Source organism: Bacillus pacificus, from assembly GCF_020861345.1.
Classification (GTDB): Bacteria; Bacillota; Bacilli; order Bacillales; family Bacillaceae_G; genus Bacillus_A; species Bacillus_A pacificus.
In genome coordinates, this window is sequence record NZ_CP086328.1 from 4221286 (window position 1) to 4238426 (window position 17141).

Annotated in this window: 20 protein-coding genes and 1 pseudogene; 3 read left to right on the top strand and 18 right to left on the bottom strand. The window is 36.3% G+C overall.

What is annotated here, in order from left to right; genetic code table 11:
• Position 1 precedes the first annotated feature (1 nt).
• The 4 genes from LMD38_RS21795 to LMD38_RS21810 all read right to left on the bottom strand — a co-directional run bounded on the left by LMD38_RS21795 (position 2) and on the right by LMD38_RS21810 (position 2786).
• Positions 2-1204, bottom strand: a complete 1203-nt coding sequence (locus LMD38_RS21795; protein WP_048554199.1) for an MFS transporter — start codon at positions 1202-1204, stop codon at positions 2-4.
• A 212-nt stretch (positions 1205-1416) separates the two neighbouring features.
• The gene (locus tag LMD38_RS21800) at positions 1417-1995 is read right to left on the bottom strand and encodes a TetR/AcrR family transcriptional regulator (RefSeq protein WP_062821563.1); all 579 of its coding nucleotides are present in this window, start codon (positions 1993-1995) and stop codon (positions 1417-1419) included.
• Between the two features lie 129 nt (positions 1996-2124).
• Entirely contained in the window at positions 2125-2439 is a 315-nt protein-coding gene (locus LMD38_RS21805; RefSeq protein WP_000539674.1) for a DMT family transporter, read from the bottom strand.
• A 2-nt stretch (positions 2440-2441) separates the two neighbouring features.
• On the bottom strand, positions 2442-2786 hold the full coding sequence (locus LMD38_RS21810) for a DMT family transporter (protein WP_000796016.1): 345 nt from the start codon (positions 2784-2786) through the stop codon (positions 2442-2444).
• A gap of 357 nt (positions 2787-3143) precedes the next feature.
• Here LMD38_RS21810 and LMD38_RS21815 point away from each other — a divergent pair.
• Positions 3144-4485: pseudogene (locus LMD38_RS21815) on the top strand (IS3 family transposase).
• A 112-nt stretch (positions 4486-4597) separates the two neighbouring features.
• Here the strand turns inward: LMD38_RS21815 and LMD38_RS28665 are convergent.
• The 3 genes from LMD38_RS28665 to LMD38_RS21825 form a co-directional block, all read right to left on the bottom strand.
• The gene (locus LMD38_RS28665; RefSeq protein WP_016716560.1) at positions 4598-4720 is read right to left on the bottom strand and encodes a hypothetical protein; all 123 of its coding nucleotides are present in this window, start codon (positions 4718-4720) and stop codon (positions 4598-4600) included.
• 482 nt (positions 4721-5202) lie between these two features.
• Complete coding sequence (locus LMD38_RS21820) at positions 5203-5658, bottom strand: N-acetyltransferase (RefSeq protein ID WP_061183540.1); 456 nt, start codon at positions 5656-5658, stop codon at positions 5203-5205.
• 128 nt (positions 5659-5786) lie between these two features.
• On the bottom strand, positions 5787-6281 hold the full coding sequence (locus LMD38_RS21825) for an Lrp/AsnC family transcriptional regulator (RefSeq protein WP_000446093.1): 495 nt from the start codon (positions 6279-6281) through the stop codon (positions 5787-5789).
• A 204-nt stretch (positions 6282-6485) separates the two neighbouring features.
• On the opposite strand from LMD38_RS21825, the gene LMD38_RS21830 reads away from it, so the two are divergent.
• A complete protein-coding gene (locus LMD38_RS21830) occupies positions 6486-7397 on the top strand; it encodes a DMT family transporter (RefSeq protein WP_062821561.1) in 912 nt (303 codons plus the stop codon).
• Between the two features lie 34 nt (positions 7398-7431).
• Here the strand turns inward: LMD38_RS21830 and LMD38_RS21835 are convergent, their stop codons facing one another.
• The 9 genes from LMD38_RS21835 to LMD38_RS21875 all read right to left on the bottom strand — a co-directional run bounded on the left by LMD38_RS21835 (position 7432) and on the right by LMD38_RS21875 (position 15131).
• A complete protein-coding gene (locus LMD38_RS21835) occupies positions 7432-7917 on the bottom strand; it encodes a PRK06770 family protein (protein WP_062821560.1) in 486 nt (161 codons plus the stop codon).
• Positions 7917-8318, bottom strand: coding sequence for a nuclear transport factor 2 family protein (locus tag LMD38_RS21840; RefSeq protein WP_014893280.1), 402 nt, complete (start codon positions 8316-8318; stop codon positions 7917-7919). Before LMD38_RS21840 ends, LMD38_RS21835 begins: the two co-directional genes overlap by 1 nt.
• Before the next feature lie 155 nt (positions 8319-8473).
• The gene (locus LMD38_RS21845; protein ID WP_001077751.1) at positions 8474-8878 is read right to left on the bottom strand and encodes a DoxX family protein; all 405 of its coding nucleotides are present in this window, start codon (positions 8876-8878) and stop codon (positions 8474-8476) included.
• Positions 8879-9037: 159 nt separating this feature from the next.
• Positions 9038-10102 carry a DUF871 domain-containing protein gene (locus tag LMD38_RS21850; RefSeq protein ID WP_062821559.1) on the bottom strand — a complete coding sequence of 355 codons (1065 nt, stop codon included), beginning with the start codon at positions 10100-10102 and terminating at the stop codon, positions 9038-9040.
• 48 nt (positions 10103-10150) lie between these two features.
• Positions 10151-11515 (bottom strand): PTS transporter subunit EIIC, encoded by a 1365-nt coding sequence (locus LMD38_RS21855; RefSeq protein ID WP_062821558.1) that lies wholly within the window; start codon positions 11513-11515, stop codon positions 10151-10153.
• 23 nt (positions 11516-11538) lie between these two features.
• On the bottom strand, positions 11539-12423 hold the full coding sequence (gene murQ / locus LMD38_RS21860; protein ID WP_062821557.1) for an N-acetylmuramic acid 6-phosphate etherase: 885 nt from the start codon (positions 12421-12423) through the stop codon (positions 11539-11541).
• A gap of 151 nt (positions 12424-12574) precedes the next feature.
• Positions 12575-13438, bottom strand: a complete 864-nt coding sequence (locus LMD38_RS21865) for a MurR/RpiR family transcriptional regulator (RefSeq protein WP_062821556.1) — start codon at positions 13436-13438, stop codon at positions 12575-12577.
• A 29-nt stretch (positions 13439-13467) separates the two neighbouring features.
• A complete protein-coding gene (locus LMD38_RS21870; RefSeq protein ID WP_001223243.1) occupies positions 13468-13782 on the bottom strand; it encodes a hypothetical protein in 315 nt (104 codons plus the stop codon).
• A 125-nt stretch (positions 13783-13907) separates the two neighbouring features.
• Positions 13908-15131: a cation:proton antiporter gene (locus LMD38_RS21875; RefSeq protein ID WP_370530089.1), complete on the bottom strand. Its 1224-nt coding sequence runs from the start codon at positions 15129-15131 to the stop codon at positions 13908-13910.
• A gap of 160 nt (positions 15132-15291) precedes the next feature.
• On the opposite strand from LMD38_RS21875, the gene LMD38_RS21880 reads away from it, so the two are divergent.
• A complete protein-coding gene (locus LMD38_RS21880; RefSeq protein WP_000838699.1) occupies positions 15292-16695 on the top strand; it encodes a branched-chain amino acid transporter BcaP in 1404 nt (467 codons plus the stop codon).
• Between the two features lie 28 nt (positions 16696-16723).
• On the opposite strand, the gene LMD38_RS21885 is transcribed toward LMD38_RS21880, so the two are convergent.
• Positions 16724-16894 carry a hypothetical protein gene (locus LMD38_RS21885; protein WP_016716549.1) on the bottom strand — a complete coding sequence of 57 codons (171 nt, stop codon included), beginning with the start codon at positions 16892-16894 and terminating at the stop codon, positions 16724-16726.
• A gap of 12 nt (positions 16895-16906) precedes the next feature.
• Positions 16907-17110, bottom strand: a complete 204-nt coding sequence (locus LMD38_RS21890) for a hypothetical protein (protein WP_000391504.1) — start codon at positions 17108-17110, stop codon at positions 16907-16909.
• Between the last annotated feature and the right edge of the window lie 31 nt (positions 17111-17141).

Genomic DNA, 17141 nt, shown 5'->3' on the forward strand with positions numbered 1-17141 from the left:
ATTACTTCGCAAAACTTTCAGCTAGCTGTTTCTCTCTCCACATAAATGTAATAGCGAGACCAACTATTAAAACAACTCCTGAAAATGCATATGGATAATGAATGTTCATATCAAATAATATTCCGCCCATCGCCGGTCCTGCTATATTTCCTAAACTCGTATAAGTTGAGTTCATACCAGCAACGAACCCTTGCTCTTTTCCAGCTGCTTTTGATAAAAACGTCGTTAAAGCTGGACGAAGTAAATCAAATGCAAGGAAAATGAAGCACGTAACGAGAAGTACAATCCAATAATTAAAGACTACAGTTGAAACGAACGCTAATACTGCACCTACAATTAAACATATTTGAATTAACACTTTTTCACCGAATATATCAACCAATTTACCAAACATAAATACTTGCACAACTACCCCAAAGATTGAACTAATTGTAATAATTGCTGCAATATCTTTCGGTGTAAATCCAAACTTATGATCAGAAAACAGACTAAACACAGTTTCATACGCTGATAAACCAAACGCAAGTACAAATACGATAATAAATGCGATTGCATACATTGGATGTAATGATTTCTTTAAATCACCAATAAAGCTTGATTCTTTCGTATTAGAAGAAATCTCTGCAAGCTCCTCTTTCGTTAACGGTTCTTTTAAAATAAAGATCGAAATTACACATGCTATAAAAGCAATTGCTGCTGCAACGAAAAACGGCACACGTATACCGTATTCTGCAATAAATCCGCCGATTCCAGGACCTATAATAAAGCCGGTACTAATAGCAGCAGATAAATATCCCATCGCCTTTGGACGTTCCTGCATAGATGTAATATCCGCAACATATGCCGTAACACCAGGCATAATAAACGCAGCACTAATTCCGCCTAACACCCTCGCTGCATATAGCATCCATACATCTGTTCCTAATCCAAAAAGAAGCTCTGAAACACCAAAAATAAATAATCCAATGATGATCATTTTCTTCCTACCGTAAAGATCGACCCATCGGCCTGTAATAGGTGAAGCAATAAGCTGAGCCATTGCAAACACTGCAACGAGATATCCCATCGTCTTACCTGTTAAACCCATATCATTCATAAAGGACGGCATAACCGGAATGATTAATCCAATCCCTAAAAAAGCGATAAATATATTACTCAAAAGAATGACCAATACCATCTTTTGTTCTTTTATCGGTTTCTTCACTTTCAACACCTCTTCCCGTAAGCTCCCCTCAAAAAAATAATGCCCAAGAAGCTTTTTCTTTATCCTGCTATTTGTGGGCTAATCATGAGTAGAGATGCCCCTACTCGTTAGAATTTCACTGTATCCTTCCACACATACATACGCATTAGGTGAATGACTATCATTCAGTTTTCCTCAAAAATGAACCTACCTTCTCAGACAGGTTCATCTCACTATTTCTTTATATGTAATGCATGTGTTAAAAAATCTAGTACTTCTGCCTTTTGTAGCTCAACTTGCTCATCATCTTTATGATCATATAAATACACTTGTTCCGCTGCTGATTCAACAAGAGCGATAAATAACTTCGCTGTTCGCTCTGCGTGAACCGAATCACGAATTTCACCAGCTTCTTTCGCCGCATTTAAAAACTCGCTTAACCACATATAAAGAGGCTCATACACAGCTTCCCATTCTTTTATATGTTCTGTAGATGCAAGACCAGCATACATTAAAGCTTGTATTTCACGATATTCCGCTATGAAGTGAAACACCGCATCTATTACTTGCGTCACTTTACTTGAAAAAGGCGCATCGTTTTGCACTTTTTCTTTCACTGCAAGTATCATCTTCTCAACCATCACTTCTGCTATTGCAGGCATAACAGATAACTTAGAAGGAAAATATAAATAGAAAGTTCCTTGTGCAATGCCAGCTAATTTCACGATATCAGAAATCTTCGTTTTTTCAACGCCCTTTTCCTGAAACACTTCAATAGCTGCATAGACAATTTTCTCTTTTTTATTCATCATCTAAACCCTTTCACACGCGTATTGAATGACTGTCACTCATTTTATAGAATAACTAGCTATACTGTCAATTATCGTGTACTTTTTACGATAAAAATCTCCTAACGACTTGTTAGGAGATACAGTATATCTTTACGAAAGAGCCTTTAACCCTGTCACGCCACATACAATAAGAGCCACACTAATGATACGTGCTTTACTTTTCGACTCCCCAAACAGGAACATGTTTAATAAAACGGCACCTGCTGTTCCAATACCAATCCAAACCGCATACGCGACACTTACTTGTAAAAATAAGAAAGATGTATACAAGAATGCAAAAGATGTAGCAAACCCACCTATATAAAGTGCACCATTTGCTAACGTTTTATCTTTACTATACATTTTAAGACCGATCACACCGACTATTTCACTAATTGCAGCACAAAATACGAAAAACCAACCCATCTTTAAGCAGCTCCTTCCACAGTTTCTTCTTTATTATCAGCTAGTTTTAAACCGATAACGCCGGCTACAACCATCACGATAAAGAATAATTTCCCTACACTGAAACTCCCGCCGAAAAGGAATACATCCATTAAGAAAGTACCTACCGTACCAGCTCCGGCGAAAACAGCATATACAGTCCCTGTTGCAAGATGCTCACACGCTTTAGAAAGGAAGTGAAAATCAACAGCGATAACGCCTAAAATAATAATCCAATGCCACCAAGTATCGGCTGTATTAAAACCAAACACCCAAAAAATTTCAAAGATACATGTTAATATGACATATAACCAAGCTCTATTCTTCATACCTCTCACCTCTTATGACTGACTATCAGTCATTTTTGTTTTAAAAAAATATACTCTTTCATCACTACTATATAAACAACTATCATCCTCATTTACCATTTATATTTGTTCCGTTTTCAAGCAAATGGCATCCTGCTACACAAAATGACTGAATGTCATTCATAAATATTGTACATGAATATTTAAAAAACTGTCAATGCCAAAAATTTATTCCATCCGATTTGTATATTTCCTAATAACCTGTCAATACTGCTAGTAACATAATATTTTCTCCACTCCCCCTTGGAGAGATCCCTTGAATATGAACTGCACCCCAATTGTTAGACACAGTCTAACAATTGGAGGTGCAGTTTTTCTATGGCTAAATTTACAGCTGATGAAAAAATACAAATCGTTCTACGTTATTTGAAAGGAAATGAAAGTTGTCGAGAAATCGGTATAAGTAACACAATCATTCTGAATTGGGTAAACCAATATAAACAGAATGGTGTGGAAGCTTTTCTAAAACGGTGTACAAATTACACACAACAATTTAAACTAGACGTACTAAACTTTATGATTGAAAACGGTATGTCCTTATTTGAGACGGCAGCTATCTTTAACATTCCTGCCCTTCAACGATTTCTGTTTGGAAAAAACAGTTCGAAATACAAGGAATTGATGCCCTTCAATCTAAGAAAAAGGGGCGTCCATCCATGAAAAAAGATTCAAATAAACAATTAAAACAAGCGTTAGCTGAAGGGTCAGTTGAGGCACTTGAAGCACGTGTTCAACAGCTTGAAATGGAAAATGAGTACTTAAAAAAGTTGAATGCCTTAGTTCAAAACAAGGAAAAATCACGAAACAAGACAAAGCGCAAGTAGTCTATGAATTAAGGCATAAATATTCGGTGAAGGCACTCGTGGAGCTAGCTGGTATTCCACGGATTACGTATTATGATTTAGTAAAAAAAATGAATCTTCCGGATCAAGATGCCGATTTGAAAGCTGAAATTAAAGCGATTTATGAGGAAAATGAAGGTCGTTATGGCTACCGTCGCATTCGTGATGAATTAATGAATCGTGGTCAGAAAGTGAATCACAAGAAGATTCAGCGCATTATGAAAGAGCTTGGATTAAAGTGTGTTGTGCGTATGAAGAAATATAAATCCTATAAAGGAAAAGTCGGTAAAATTGCACCTAATATGTTAGAGCGTAATTTCTACACAGATGCCCCGAATCAAAAATGGGTAACGGGCATCACAGAGTTTAAATTGTTTGGAGAAAAACTGTATGTATCACCTGTATTAGACTTGTATAATGGTGAAATGATTACCTATACAATTGGTTCTAGACCGACGTATTCACTTGTTTCAGAGATGTTAGAGAAGGCATTAGAACGTTTACCTGAAAACCACCAACTACTGATGCATTCGGATCAAGGGTGGCATTATCAAATGAGACAATACGTCCGTACACTTGAATCAAGAGCGATTGTCCAGAGTATGTCTCGAAAAGGTAACTGTGACGACAACGCAGTAATAGAGAATTTCTTTGGGATTATGAAGTCGGAGTTCCTCTATATAAAAGAATTTGAAAGTGTAGAACATTTTAAAATAGAATTAAAAAAATATATCGATTATTATAATACGAAACGGATTAAGGCAAAATTAAAAATGAGCCCGGTACAATACCGGATTCCCTTTTATCAAGCTGCCTAATGAAATAACCGTGTCTAACTTTTAGGGTTCACTTCACTTTATAGCTGCTCTTTTTATTTTCATCTTTCATAATCCCAATCGCATGTTCACTTGATTCAAAATAAATATTTACTTATGCAATACTGTCACGATATTCCTCTCTATAAATTCCCAAAAAGCCATTTTGAATTCTTTTTAAATCTGATTTTCTTCGTTCTAAATCAGTAATGAGATGTGTAGCTTCTTCAGATTTCAAGCTATACATTCCTTTCTACAAAATAGCATTTTCACTCAATTATCATTTCACTTTTTTGTTCTACAATTCGATATGCAATATTTCATATTTCATTATTGCAATATCACTTTATTAACCATCTCATTATATAAACGCGTTTCTATTGTGCGTTAAATCAGCATTTGTAATTTAATTCCTTATTTAAAATATCTAGTTTTTATTTTTAAACACTATATTCGGATAATTATATTGGAATTTCTTGCTCTACACATCCAAATACATATTGTGTATTATGTAGGAGAAGAGTAATTAAAAGACTTACTCTTTGCTATTGAGGGAAGAGCCTGAGAGCCATATCAGGCTCTTCTTTGTTTATATGTCATGTATTTGAATTTTACAGTATGAAAAACTAATTGAAATTCTTAACAACATTTCATATTTGACTAAAATATAGATACCCACTATTACATAAATAATAATGGGCCCTTTTCTCCCTGAAAACTTCACCCAACATACCGAATCATCGCTACTTCATCACAATAATCTACCTTTGGACAATGCCTACAATCAATCCATACTTTCTCTGGCAATGCATCTCTATTCACAAAATCAAACCCGCACTTTTGAAAAAATTCCGTTTCATATGTTAAAGAAATAACTTTACTCACTTTTATTTTCGCTGCCTCATTTATTACATGGTTTACTAACATACGTCCAATCCCTTTCCCTGCATATGTATGCGAAACGACTAACGACCGGACTTCTGCAAGGTCCTCCCCTAACACATGTAAACCAGCAACTCCGACGATTTCCCCCTCTTCTTTCACAACATACAAACACTGTAAATATTGGTAGAGAGATAAAAGAGAACGCGGTAAAACCACTCCCTCTTTTGCGTAAATCTCAATGAGACCATAAATTTCTTTCACATCACTCGTAACCGCATTAAAGATTTTCATATTCTATCCCCTTGCCCCTAATATTAATATTTATAATTTAAAATGAATTTTAATACACAATTTTATATAATAATACATCTCTCTTTTCTCCTCGTCAATCACTTTATACAAACAAAAAAACAAGCGATCTAATCGATGCTCGGTCCCTCATTTCGTATCGGTAATACGGTCGAATATTTAATTTCACGAAGTGCTAAACTCGTCTGTATCTTTGTAATACCAAGCTTATTTAGCTTTCTAATAAACTGCTCTAATTCTTTACGATCACGATTTGCAACCTTTAATAAATAATCATACTCTCCTGTTAAGCAGTGACATTCTAACACTTCAGGCATCGCTTCTAATTCTTTTTCCAGCACTTCCAACTTGTCAAATTGATGAATATTCGTACTCATAAAAATAAAGCATAACAAATCAAAACCAAGCTTTTCTTGATTTAAAATGGCTACTTGCTTATCAATGAATCCTTCTCCATCTAATCTTTTTATTCTCGCATGCATCGCAGCTGGTGATAAATTAACACGTCGCGCAAGCTCTGCATTACTTACTTGTGACTCCTTCTGCAATATATCTAAAATTTGTACGTCCAAATCATCCAACACTTTAATAACTGACGACTCCATTACAATTCCCCCTTTTTCTTACCGATGATTATTCGAAAAAACACCTTACAACTTATATAAAACTGAATATCATTTCCAAAACACTATCTAAAACAAAACATTTTATCAACTTTTATTCATTATACAAAATAATATATTACACAATAAAGAAAAATGCTAAAATTATTTACAATTCACATTGATTACAACAAAGGGGATTTTAATATGCCTTATTTTTATGTCTTTTTACTATTACTAACGAGCTTATTATGGGGAGGAAATTTCGTCGTTGGAAAATCACTCGTTGATCACGCATCTCCAATGACACTTACAAGTTTAAGATGGATGATTGCGATCGTTTGTTTATTACCGATGGTATGGTTTAAAGAAAAGAAAATCATTCCACCTCGTGCTGCCATACTTCCTTTAATACTAATGGGGATTTCAGGGGTCGCTCTTTTTAACATCTTTCAATTTCTAGCACTAGAGAAAACATCCGCAACGAATGTAGGGCTTATTTCTACATTAAATGCGATTTCAATCGCACTATTTTCTGTCTTATTTCTAAAAGAAAAAGTAAATACACTTCAAATTTTATCTATGATTCTTTCATTCTTCGGGGTTATCCTCGTCCTATTAAAAGGTAACCTTGCACTTTTATTTTCACTACATTTTAATAGCGGTGATTTATGGATGATTGCGGCTGTTTGCATTTGGGGAATGTATTCTGTTTGTAGTAAATGGGCAACAAAAACAACGACACCACTCATGGCCACATTATACTCTGGTATTTTCGGCGTTATTTTATTACTGCCATTTAACATTGGAAGCTTCACTGTTACAAATATCAACACTTCTTTTATAACATCACTTTTATATACAGGACTCATTTCCACAGTTCTTTGTATGGTATTTTGGAATGTTGGCGTACAAAAATTAGGAGCAACTACATCTGGTATTTTTCTAAACTTTAATCCCATTTTTACCGCTATTTTAGCATTCCTGTTCCTCGGTGAAGAACTAACATGGATACAAATTGTAGGGACAATAATCGTTGTGACAGGATGTTATTTATTTTCTCATTTCAAAACAGTTGCTGTTCAGCCAACTAGAGCTTTAATAAGAAAACATTCGTAATGAAAAAACATCGTCATCTGAGTTGGCGATGTTTTTATTTATTCTTCATTTCTTTTATATACTGCTTTTCCTCTTCTGGTGATAAACGTTCTGTTGCCTTGCCAGTATCTCCACCTTGAAGGCTCCATAAAAAATTGTGCTCCTCAACAGTTTGAGAAAAATCTCCTCTTTCCCATCTATTTATAATAGAAAATAACTTCATTTTATATTGAAAACCTGTACTATTTTCAATATCTCTTTTCACATTAGAAATTTCCTTGTTTGTCATTTCTACAAAACCCCATTTTTCAGAGGATTTTACCTTTTGGTGTACCATTTTGTGCATAGTAGAAATCATTTCACCTTCACTAACTTGTGAAAATTCTTCTGCAACTTTCTTCTCTTTTTCGTTTGCCACTTGCTGGGTTTGAATATTTTTATTTTCTTTTTCCACATATGCAAGCAATTTCTTTCCGCCAACTATAGACGAGAAAATTACTATAATTGTAATGCATATACCTACGCCCCATTTAAAAAGCATTATCTCTTCATCGCTTCTCTAACAAGATGACTATCTACATACTGCTTAAACTTCACAATTTTTCCGTTCTCAAGTTGCCATACATGAACAAATTCTGCTTCAAATGATTTTCCCGTGTCTTTATAAACTCCTGAATACATACCTTCAGCAATAATTACATCTTTTCCGCTTACTTCATGATATGTATTTACACTCGCTTTATAATCATCCCATTCTGATCCTAATCGGCTAAATACATTTTCCATTATTGCTTCTACACCGATATAAGTTCCCCCGTACGGGAACCCTTCCGCCTCTGTCCATTCTACTTTTTCAGAGAGGGCTTCTGCTAAATGTTTTGCATTCGAAGAAGCTGATCCTTCATATGTACTTCGAATAATTTCTAAATTTGATTTAGGCATGTTACTTCCTCCCGTTTTATTTATTTTTTACACACAGTGTAACTACAACTGTTACACTTTGTGTAAAAAAATATTTAAATTGTTGTATTCTTACTCTACACGTTGTAATCATTATAGTTACAATAATGATTCAAGTCAACAATTTATAAATAAGTTTACTTCGTTTTCATTACTTTCTCTTTTAAGAAACGATCTACATATCCTTCTGCTTTTACAACGAATAAATACGCACCCATTGATAATAATGCAAGATCTAATTCATATCCTGGATTCTTTCCATCTCCTAATAAACCGGCTGCTCCATTTACCTTTACGATAGCTCCAGCTAAAATAAGAGCGAATAGCAATCCTACATATCGTACGCCTAAACCGATAATTAATAATATACCACCAACTAATTCAACTGTTGCTACGCCATATGCAAGACCGCCTGGTAAGCCAATGCTTGTAAACCAGCCTGCTACGTTATCGATACCTGATTGAAACTTCGCTAAACCATGTGCAAAGAACGTTACTCCTAACACGATACGAATAATTAAATTACCAATGTATTGATTCATTTTGAACTCTCCTTTTTGTTTTGTTATGGTGAACTTTTATTCACAAGTCAAAACAATACGGTATTTCATTTCATTCGTCAAATACTTTTTAAAGAAAACAAAAAACATTATCCCTTTTATGGATAATGTTTTCCTACAAAGTAGCGCTAATTCAAGCTTTTACTCTATTGCACAAAAAAGTTGAAACATTTTTCCAGCGCCAACATACGGCAATAAAGATATATCCTCTTCTACAACCATGCCAACAACGTTCACTTTCTCATCTGCAGGCAAATCATGTATAGCAACTTGCACCTCTCCAGCATATCTACCGTACAATTCATTATCAATTGTAATGCTGCCTTTCTTTCTTGCAATTGTATGCATCGGCTGTAAAATCACTTTATGTTCTTCTCGCGATTCTACTGAGCGAATAACATCACGAGCTGGATCTAATCGATTCGTATGCACTTGCTCTACCATTTTTAATACTTCTTTATCAGTTATAAACGATTTGTACCGCAGCGGAATAATCCCTCTACCCGCACTCGCTATCTCTTGTACACTTTCTAAACTCGCGCTTATATCCCCGATTAACACTTTATCGACATCACAATCTTGTACAAGTTCTAAATACGCTTCAAGCGGACGCATATTGCGGTGCTTTTCTAACGTTGGTAAGCCTTCATATAGCGGGCCCCGTTTCTCCCCATCCCCTGGAATAAATGCCATCGTTTTTATTCCGCACTCATGCAAATATTGATTTTGCTGTTGCAAGAAGGACTTCGCTAGTCCTGTTTCTGGACGCGGATAAAAATTATGCCACGCTTCTACATTCTTTACTCTTATATTTTCCGAAAGTAACTCTTTCCAAAATGAATCTGTAATTGTACTTGCATTTAAAGCTACTTTCATCTTATGAGATACGCGTGCGATTTCTTTTGGCGCAATGCCGTAGTCCATTCTTAAGCCTGTAATGCCCCAGTCCAATAGCTCCTCCACATTTTCATACGTCATCCCTAAATGGTGTAACGATTTTGGAGAAACATCGACCATTAATTCCATGTCATTTTCAAGAGCTTGCTTCCCAAGTATTTGAATTAACTCTTTATACGTACCAGGGTCATCTTCTGGTATATGAAGTGATGTAAAAATAGATGAAAACCCGTTTTTTTTCGCTACTTTTAGCCATTCTTCTTGTTTCTTTACTCGCTCTTTTGAAAGATAAATTGATACTCCTAGCATATGAATCTCCCTTTCTATGAATAAAAAAAGAGAAAGGAATCCCTTTCTCTATATGTTTTCTGCCATTTCTTCTTTAAATCCAAAGAAGTACGTAAAGATGAATCCGAACGTATATGCCACTACTAATCCAAGGAAATATAATAAATATTTATTATCAGCAATTAACGGAATTAATGATAATCCAGATACACCGATTCCGAGTGCAGCTGTTTTCATAACTGCCTGGAATGCACCGCCGACAGCTGCCCCTAAACAAGCGGTAAGAAACGGTTTCCCAAGTGGTAATGTAACCCCGTATAATAACGGTTCACCAATTCCTAAAAATCCAACTGGTAATGCCCCTTTAATTACGTTACGAAGTCGTTTATTTTTTGTTTTTACAAAAATCGCAATGGCTGCACCTACTTGACCAGCTCCAGCCATTGCGAGTACTGGTAATAAAGGTGTTACGTGCGTTTGATTAATAAACTCCATATGAATCGGTGTTAAACCGTGATGTAATCCGACCATAACGAGCGGTAAAAATGTTCCTGCAAGTACTGCTCCCGCAAACGCGCCACCAATACTTAAAATACCATTAATTCCGCTCGTAATTCCTTCAGATAAGAAACCTGCTACCGGCTGAATGGCTAACATCGTTACGATACTTACGACTAACACAGTAATAAGCGGCGTTATAATAATATCAACTGCATTTGGTACAGCTTTTCGAACTTGTCTTTCCACTACAACCATAAGCCATGCTGCAAAAATAACTGCAAATAATCCGCCCCGTCCAGGTACAAGCGCTTCACCAAATAATTTTACGTTCGCCATCGCCGGATTGAAAATTAAAATACCAGCAATTGCCCCAAGAACTGGTGTCCCGCCAAACTCTTTCGCTGTATTCCAACCGACTAAAATGCCTAAGAATGTAAAGATACCGCCGCCAATAAGTAGTAACATTTGTAGCCATGTTGCATTCGGATCAGCACCTGCGTTTTTCGCAAAGTTAGCAACCCCGTTTATAATACCTGACGCAACAAGACCCGGAATTAACGGAATGAAAATACTTCCTATTTTTCTTAAAAAGTTTTTCACCGGTGTATTATTTTTCTTCTTCATCTCTGACTTCATCTCTTGCCCAAGATCTTCAAGGTGATGATCCGCCACCTCACCAATTCGCAGTCCCGTTAAACCTTCCATCTCTGCTGCTACTTTATTTACCGTTCCCGGACCAACGACAACTTGAAGCGTCTCATCTTCAATAACGCCCATAACCCCTTCAACCTTTTTCAAATGGTCCATGTTTACTTTACTTTCATCATGAAGCGTTAATCGTAGTCTCGTCATACAATGAGCAATGCCACGAATATTTTTTACTCCCCCAAGTTGCTCTGAAATTTCTTTGGCCATTCTCTCTTCTTTCTTCATAATAGAATCCCCTCCCTATTATTTTATAGTGCCTTCTTCACAAACCCTTTTGCTTCTTTTAGTTTCTCCAGTGCTTCCCCATACTCACACTGCAACAACACCATAACAATCGCAGCTTTCACGTTACGTCCTGCTTTTTCATAATGCCCTGCTGCTACTTCATAACTAACCCCTGTTGCTTCCACAATAATTCGTTTTGATCGTTCTACTAACTTTTCATTCGTAGATTGCACATCTACCATTAAATTTTTATATACTTTTCCAACACCAATCATAGAAGCTGTTGAAATCATATTCAGTACTAATTTTTGCGCTGTACCAGCCTTCAACCGCGTTGAACCTGTTAAAATTTCTGCGCCTGTTTCTACTTCCACATTTAGTTTTGCATATTTACTTATTTCAGCATTTTTATTACAGGAGATACTAGCTGTACTCGCTCCTACGCTATTCGCGTACTTCAAACCGCCAATTACATAAGGAGTTCGACCACTTGCCGCAATTCCAATTACAGTATCTTTCTCGTTTAATCCAATACTTTTTAAATCTTCTTCTGCTAACTCTTCGCGGTCTTCGGCACCTTCCACCGCTTTAGTAAACGCTTTCAATCCACCTGCTATAAATCCTTGTACCATTTTATCATCTGTGCCAAATGTCGGGGGACATTCCACTGCGTCCAAAATACCTAAACGGCCACTCGTGCCAGCCCCAATGTAAATTAATCGGCCTCCTTCTTCAAAAGATTGAATAACAGCCCGTACAACCTTTTCAATATGTTCTATCTCTTTTTCAACTGCTAACGCAACAGTTCGATCTTCTTCATTCATACTTTGTAGAACTTCTTTTATGCTCATCTCATCTAAATTCATCGTCTTCTCATTGCGATGTTCTGTCGATAAATTTTCTAACATATTACCACCTGCTTTGAAATTTAATTTCATACTTTTATTATAACTTTAAGAAATTTAAAATCAATATTACTTTATTATTTTATGAAATTTCATTTCTCTTCATGACGAATTTATGTCCGTATGCAAAAAAAAAGATGGGGTCCCCATCTTTTCATTTTAACTTCCGTAACCGCAAAGCTTCTTCTCTTGTCTCCATAAATTGATCCAATACTTTATTACCAATACGATTAAACGTAATGACATATAAAGCATCAATCATATTCAATTGTGTCATTCTCGAAGCAATACTTGCAATACGATGATCTTGTTCTACATCTGGCATACAAAGACGAATATCCGCCTCTTTATATAACGGTGATGACTGGTCAAGCTTCGTAATCGCAATAACTGTTGCACCTTGTCTCTTCGCATATTGCGCCATTTCGAGTACATCTTTCGTACGACCAGATGTTGAAATCGCTACAAATATATCGCCCTCTTTTAAATTCGTCACAAGCGGCAACATCATATGAAAATCAGATAGCATCATTGCAGTAAATCCGAGTCTTGTAAATTTATAAGCCCCGTCCATCGCTGGAGGAGCTGATCCACCGACTCCGTAAAATATAATCTTATCCGCATTTACAATACGATCTGCAGCTTTCTCAAGTTCTTTTTTATCTATAGCCGTAACACTTGCCTCAATTGCAGCTTTATTCACATATGTAACTTTATTAAACAAGTCGTACGGTCCATCTTCCGTATTCATCACTGAAAAATCGTTAATATTATAATCAGCAATCGTTAATTCGCGAACGAGCGCGATTTTAAATGCTTTAAAACTTCCGATTCCAATCGACTTACAAAAGCGAACAACACTCGCCTCACTTGCGCCCGCATTCGTTGACACTTCTTTCGTCGTTAAGTTCGGAACAATCTCTGCATTCTCCGTTATGTACATGGCAACCTTCTTTTCAGCTGGTGAAAATTGATCCATATTACTTTCAATTTTAAATAGTAACGTTGAAGCTTTCACTATTTAACCTCCACTTCTTACGGTTGCGTTTACTTATTTTCTCTTGCTTCAAGAAGGTAAAAACCATCATCGCCAGGAGGATGAAACACATTTACAATGCGATTCCCTTTTTGGTAAACAGTTCTTTCCCCTTCTGTCCACTTCTTTTCCCAACCGTTCATCCAAATCGCAACATCAGGTAAAAAAGCAGTATATTTCAGCTTCTGGTCGTACTCACCATCTGCTTCTTCCGAGAAAATAGAAACCGGAAAATCTTTCACTTTTGATTCTTTCCATGCAGTAAATGGTATGCACAATAAAAGAAGTATAATTACACCTATAATCTTTCCCTTCGTAATCCTCAAACACATCCTTCTCCTTGTCATATCACATACATAGATTTTACCATAATTACAAACCTTTCATGCCACATGACTATTGCTTTTCCAATAAAAAAAGAGCTTACCTACATCAGATAAGCTCTTCCTCTTTACACGAAATATTTCTTTAAAAGCGGCGGCGTAATAATCGTCGTCAATATAACAACAATTACAATCGCTGTGAAATTTTCTTTCGCTAATAAATTCGCCGTAAGTCCATTTGCTGCGATAATAAGTGCTACTTCTCCACGCGACACCATTCCCGCACCGATACTAATAGAAGATTGAAGGTTGAATCCTGTTAACCTTGCTCCTAAACCTGATCCGATTAACTTTGTGAAAATCGCAATGAGCGTCATAATGATAATGAACCAAAGCTGACTTCCAATGCCTTGAAATGTAATTTCCATTCCGATACTTACGAAGAACACCGGCACAAATATCGCATAAGCAATCGGTTCGATTTTATGTTCTACTTCGTGCTTATACTCTGTTTGAGAAATGGCAATTCCAGCTGCAAATGCTCCAATAATACCTGCAATTCCCATCATTTCACTGTAATACGAAAAAGAAAAACAAATAATAAGAGCCGCGCTAATTAGCGCTTCTGTTACACGAAGCGGCACGAGCATTTTCATAATCCAAGGAACAACTTTCCATGCAATAAAAACAATACTAACAAAGAAGATAATTTTCTTTACGATAACAAGTGTTATATTCACATCTTGCGTTCCTAAAAAGCTCATAACAAACGCTAATAAAATAACGACGATGACATCATCAAATACGGCAGCACCTAAAATCGTTGTACTTTCTCTCGTATTCATTTTTCCTAAATCTCTTAGTGTTTGCACCGTAATACTAACTGACGTTGCGCAAAGTAATAATCCTAAAAAAATTGCATGAGATTGTATTAATCCAAACAGCAATCCTGTTACATAACCACCGATGAAAGGAAAAATAATTCCACCGGCCGCTACTGCAAATGATGATTTCAAATTCCGATTTAACTCTTCTAAATCTGTTTCAAGTCCAGCCATAAACATAAGTAGCAAAACACCAATCTCACTCAGTTCATCGATTAATTCAGAACTATTTATAATACCAAGTACAGCTGGACCGATAATAATACCAATAATTAATTTACCAAGTACAGAAGGCTGGCCAAGCCTCACGCTAATATCACCAGCTAATTTCGTACAAAGTAAAATGACGACAAGTTCAAAATAAAATAACATAACATCTTCTCCTACTTTAACTTTAATCAGTGGGTCGTTAACCCTCGTCCATTCCTGCAAGTAGTTTCTCCTATTCATCCGCATTTTATTTGTCATATTTTTATTTGACAAAATATTCTGAATTATATTAAGATTAATCCAGCAATTTTAAAAACTACGCACCATAACTGTACCTCGATTTCCTTACATACTCTTTTCTAGTGGGCTCATACTACATTCGCAGTTATGGAAATGAAAAACGGGGGGAGAGTCCAAAGTGAAATCATTATTACGAAAAAAGGCGATTACTACTGAATCACCACGACAACTACAAAGAACATTAACCGCACTTGATTTAACGTTTTTAGGAATTGGCGCCGTAATTGGCACAGGGATTTTTGTATTAACAGGTATTGTTGCAGCGAAACATTCTGGTCCTGGTATTATGTTATCATTTCTTATTGCTGCATTTACTTGTGCTTGTGTAGCCTTTTGTTATGCCGAATTTGCTTCTTCTATTCCTGTCTCAGGAAGTGTGTATACTTACGCATACATGACAGTCGGGGAAGTCGTCGCCTTCATCGTCGGATGGTGTTTAATGCTCGAATATTTACTGGCAGTCGCAGCAGTAGCTGTCGGTTGGTCTGGTTATTTACAGTCTTTACTACAAGGATTTAACATCCATCTGCCCGCCATAATCGCCTCGGCACCTGGCGTAGGAAAAGGTGGTCTCATTGATTTACCAGCTGTTTGTATTTTACTCATCATTACTGGTCTTTTAAGTTTTGGTATACGTGAAAGCGCACGCATTAATAATATTATGGTTCTGATCAAGTTAGCCGTTATTATCGCCTTTATCGTAGCAGGTGCAAAATATGTAAAACCTGAAAATTGGACACCGTTCATCCCATTCGGATACGACGGTATTATTACTGGAGCTGCTACTGTATTCTTCGCCTTCTTAGGCTTTGATGCAATCGCAACCGCTGCGGAAGAAACGAAAAAACCACAGCGTGATTTACCAATTGGCATTATCGGTTCCCTTCTTATTTGTACTGTTTTATACATGATTGTATCTTTCGTTTTAACAGGTATGGTTCCGTATACACAATTAGATGTTTCTGATCCAGTTGCGTTTGCTTTGCATTTCGTTGGTGAAGATACGATTGCAGGACTACTCGCTGTTGGAGCGATGACTGGAATGACAACTGTTCTCTTAGTCGTTATGTATGGACAAGTTCGCGTTTCATATGCGATGAGCCGCGATGGCCTACTTCCAAAAGCGTTAGCACGTGTAAATAAAAGAGTGAAAATCCCTTTATTAAATACGTGGATTACTGGTGTTGTTGCCGCTTTATTAGCAGGACTTTTAGATCTGCACGTATTAGCGAATTTAGTAAATATCGGTACATTAACAGCCTTCACATTCGTTTGCTGCGCAGTACTTATTTTACGAAAAACACACCCTGACTTGAAACGCGGATTCCGTACACCTTTCGTACCTGTATTACCAGTTGTCGCTATTCTTTGCTGTTTATATTTAATGGCTAATTTATCTAAAACGACATGGATTAGCTTTATAGCTTGGCTTATAGTCGGTTTATGCTTCTATTTCTTCTACTCTAGAAAACATAGTCATTTAGCTACTGAAAAAGCAAACGATGAACAGAAAAAAGCATAACAAAATAGCTCGCCAATAAAACGGCGAGCTATCTTTCTGTATTATTATATTTTTTCGTTAACGATTGTAAAATGAAAAATATGCCGATGCAAGCTGTAAACGATGCCCAATTTCCTATCGGTGTTGAGTATTTAAAAACGCCAATACCTACAAGCAATAGAAAAATAATCACCTGATATATAAGCTTCCACTTTTGCATATATTCCCTCCTTTACTTCGTTCCCTTCTTTTTCTTCTTCCATGCATTTAAACTATCAAAGAAGAAGTTAATAAATAACGTGCCTAAACCCGCTAATAAGAACGTCATTAAAAATAGAACCCATATACTTTTTTCTTTTAAGAAATAATATCCTACAAGGAGCACAACCGCGATCCATACATATTCAAGAATTCTTTTTAACTTTTTCTCTTCCAAATTATTCGCTCCTTCATTCTATGCTACTTTT

Excerpts from the sequence above, each read along its gene's own strand:
- LMD38_RS21850 (WP_062821559.1), bottom strand. The coding sequence starts at position 10,102 with ATGCTAGGAGTATCAATTTATCTTTCAAAAGAGCGAGTAAAGAAACAA.
- LMD38_RS21830 (WP_062821561.1), top strand. The coding sequence starts at position 6,486 with ATGCCTTATTTTTATGTCTTTTTACTATTACTAACGAGCTTATTATGG.
- LMD38_RS21820 (WP_061183540.1), bottom strand. The coding sequence starts at position 5,658 with ATGAAAATCTTTAATGCGGTTACGAGTGATGTGAAAGAAATTTATGGT.
- LMD38_RS21840 (WP_014893280.1), bottom strand. The coding sequence starts at position 8,318 with ATGCCTAAATCAAATTTAGAAATTATTCGAAGTACATATGAAGGATCA.
- LMD38_RS21875 (WP_370530089.1), bottom strand. The coding sequence starts at position 15,131 with ATGACAAATAAAATGCGGATGAATAGGAGAAACTACTTGCAGGAATGG.
- LMD38_RS21885 (WP_016716549.1), bottom strand. The coding sequence starts at position 16,894 with ATGCAAAAGTGGAAGCTTATATATCAGGTGATTATTTTTCTATTGCTT.
- murQ (WP_062821557.1), bottom strand. The coding sequence starts at position 12,423 with ATGTTAGAAAATTTATCGACAGAACATCGCAATGAGAAGACGATGAAT.
- LMD38_RS21855 (WP_062821558.1), bottom strand. The coding sequence starts at position 11,515 with ATGAAGAAAGAAGAGAGAATGGCCAAAGAAATTTCAGAGCAACTTGGG.
- LMD38_RS21805 (WP_000539674.1), bottom strand. The coding sequence starts at position 2,439 with ATGGGTTGGTTTTTCGTATTTTGTGCTGCAATTAGTGAAATAGTCGGT.
- LMD38_RS21810 (WP_000796016.1), bottom strand. The coding sequence starts at position 2,786 with ATGAAGAATAGAGCTTGGTTATATGTCATATTAACATGTATCTTTGAA.
- LMD38_RS21835 (WP_062821560.1), bottom strand. The coding sequence starts at position 7,917 with ATGCTTTTTAAATGGGGCGTAGGTATATGCATTACAATTATAGTAATT.
- LMD38_RS21825 (WP_000446093.1), bottom strand. The coding sequence starts at position 6,281 with ATGGAGTCGTCAGTTATTAAAGTGTTGGATGATTTGGACGTACAAATT.
- LMD38_RS21800 (WP_062821563.1), bottom strand. The coding sequence starts at position 1,995 with ATGATGAATAAAAAAGAGAAAATTGTCTATGCAGCTATTGAAGTGTTT.
- LMD38_RS21845 (WP_001077751.1), bottom strand. The coding sequence starts at position 8,878 with ATGAATCAATACATTGGTAATTTAATTATTCGTATCGTGTTAGGAGTA.